Origin of the sequence: Faecalibacterium gallinarum, from assembly GCF_022180365.1 — a bacterium.
GTDB lineage: Bacteria > Bacillota > Clostridia > Oscillospirales > Ruminococcaceae > Faecalibacterium > Faecalibacterium gallinarum.
Genome location: NZ_BQKV01000105.1, coordinates 1 through 1,746, shown reverse-complemented (window position 1 = coordinate 1,746; position 1,746 = coordinate 1). Strand labels below are relative to the sequence as shown.

At 51.5% G+C, this 1,746-nt stretch carries 2 protein-coding genes; one reads left to right on the top strand and one right to left on the bottom strand.

The genetic code is table 11. From position 1 onward, the window contains the following. The first annotated feature begins 362 nt into the window (after nt 1-362). On the top strand, nt 363-1,478 hold the full coding sequence (locus JCM17207_RS12255; protein ID WP_238317914.1) for a CAP domain-containing protein: 1,116 nt from the start codon (nt 363-365) through the stop codon (nt 1,476-1,478). Nucleotides 1,479-1,645: 167 nt separating this feature from the next. Here the strand turns inward: JCM17207_RS12255 and JCM17207_RS12250 are convergent. Further along, on the bottom strand, nt 1,646-1,746 hold a 101-nt coding region (locus JCM17207_RS12250), incomplete at its 5' end, for an IS3 family transposase (protein WP_238317912.1).

Genomic DNA, 1,746 nt, shown 5'->3' with positions numbered 1-1,746 from the left:
AGCAGTAAGCTGAATTGCCCGTTTACGGGCGGGAAGTAACAAATCTTTCGCGGCTGGCAGATCGTACTTACGCGACGTGACGCGTGGCTAGTATTCTAGGGCTATGCCCGCATATGAAAAACCCCCGGCTATGCCGGGGGATCATTATTCTTTGAAAATAAAACAACTGACCGGAATACGCGGCTTAGAGAATGGAATCCAGTTCGGTATTATCCAGACACGGTATGCCCGCCAATGCAACCGCCGCTGTGAGTCTATTCAATTTTCAGCAAGAGCCTTGACAACCCGGTTTTTATGTGATAGAACGAAAAAAACAAGAATTTAACAAAATGATTTGTCTCATTCAGACTGGAGGAATCAGAATGAAACTGTCTTGCTGCCTCTCCAAAGCGGTTGCTGCCGTGTGTCTGGCTGCCCTGCTGTGCAGCTGTGGCGCGGCGCTGCCTGGTGGATCCGGTTCGTCAGGTGGATCGTTTCCCTCCTGGCCTGGTTCCTCATCGGGCGATACATCCGATACGGGCCCGGGCCAAGAACCATCCGGGGAGGATGTCTCGCTGCCAGACGATCTTTCTACGGATGGTTTGAACGTTACCCGTCATACCCAAAGTGAGATCATCCGGTACATCAAAAGCAGCTCGGCATCCTTCAGCGACCCAGTTGAATTCGCTGAACCGTCTTCCATCTCTTCCCAAATACCGGGCCGTTTGAGCCAGGAAACCAAAGACAGCGCCCTGGCTATCCTCAACCAGTTTCGATTCATTGCTGGTCTAAACTACAACGTCACATGGGATGACTCATTGGATCGTTTCCAGCAGGCCGCCTGCCTTGTGAACGCCATGAACGGCAACATCAGTCACACGCCGGACCGGCCCGCGGGAATTTCGGACGAACTGTATGATGATGCATGCTCAGGCGCCGGCACGAGCAACCTGGGCGCCGGATATCAGACCTTGAACTGGTCGCTTTTGGGATACATGGCAGACGTTGATGTGTCCAGCCTGGGGCATCGTCGCTGGTGCCTTGCTCCATCGATGAAAGTGGTTTCCATGGGCGCTGTTCCGAACAGCCGCTCCCAATATAGAAATTTTTATTCGATGTATGCTTTTGGCAGCGCGTCCGGAGGGAGCAACACAACCGTTGCGTGGCCTGCGCAGGTCACTCCCATCGAGTACTTCAACAATCCCTCCCAAAGTTTCGACAACGGTGCTTTTTGGTCCCTGTCGCTGGGACGCACGGTGAATAAGGATTCGGTCCGGGTCATTGTGCAGCAGAAGAATGGCCGAACATGGGAATTTTCCAGCGAAACGTCCGGGATTAATTTTGCTGTGGATAACGGCAATTATGGGCAGACCGGCTGTATTATGTTCCGGCCAAATGTCGTCTGCCGGGCTGGCGACGAGTTTTTGGTCACGGTCATCCTGAAAGGGGAGCCTGCGGCCATCCAGTATACCGTTTCTTTCTTCCAGCTGTCGAACTGACCTTCCTAGGCCTCCGCGAAAGAGCGTATTTATAAAGCTTCCTTTCCAAGGAAGCGGAACGTTTCATCTACATAAGGGGTTGTTTTATCCATCCCAACCAAAAAGAGCCGCCGTGTAAAAATGAAGTGACCCCAAAAAGTTAGACAATAATTTGAAATAAAAATAGTTCAAACAGCCGAAAGGGCTTGTTGTCTGTGAATTGCAGGCGGCAGGCCCTTTAGCTTTGCCTTAATACGCCGGTTATTGTAGTAATCCAGATAGTCAATGA

Bases quoted from the DNA above. Each gene is read 5' to 3' on its own strand.
- JCM17207_RS12255 (WP_238317914.1), top strand. From the start codon at position 363: ATGAAACTGTCTTGCTGCCTCTCCAAAGCGGTTGCTGCCGTGTGTCTG.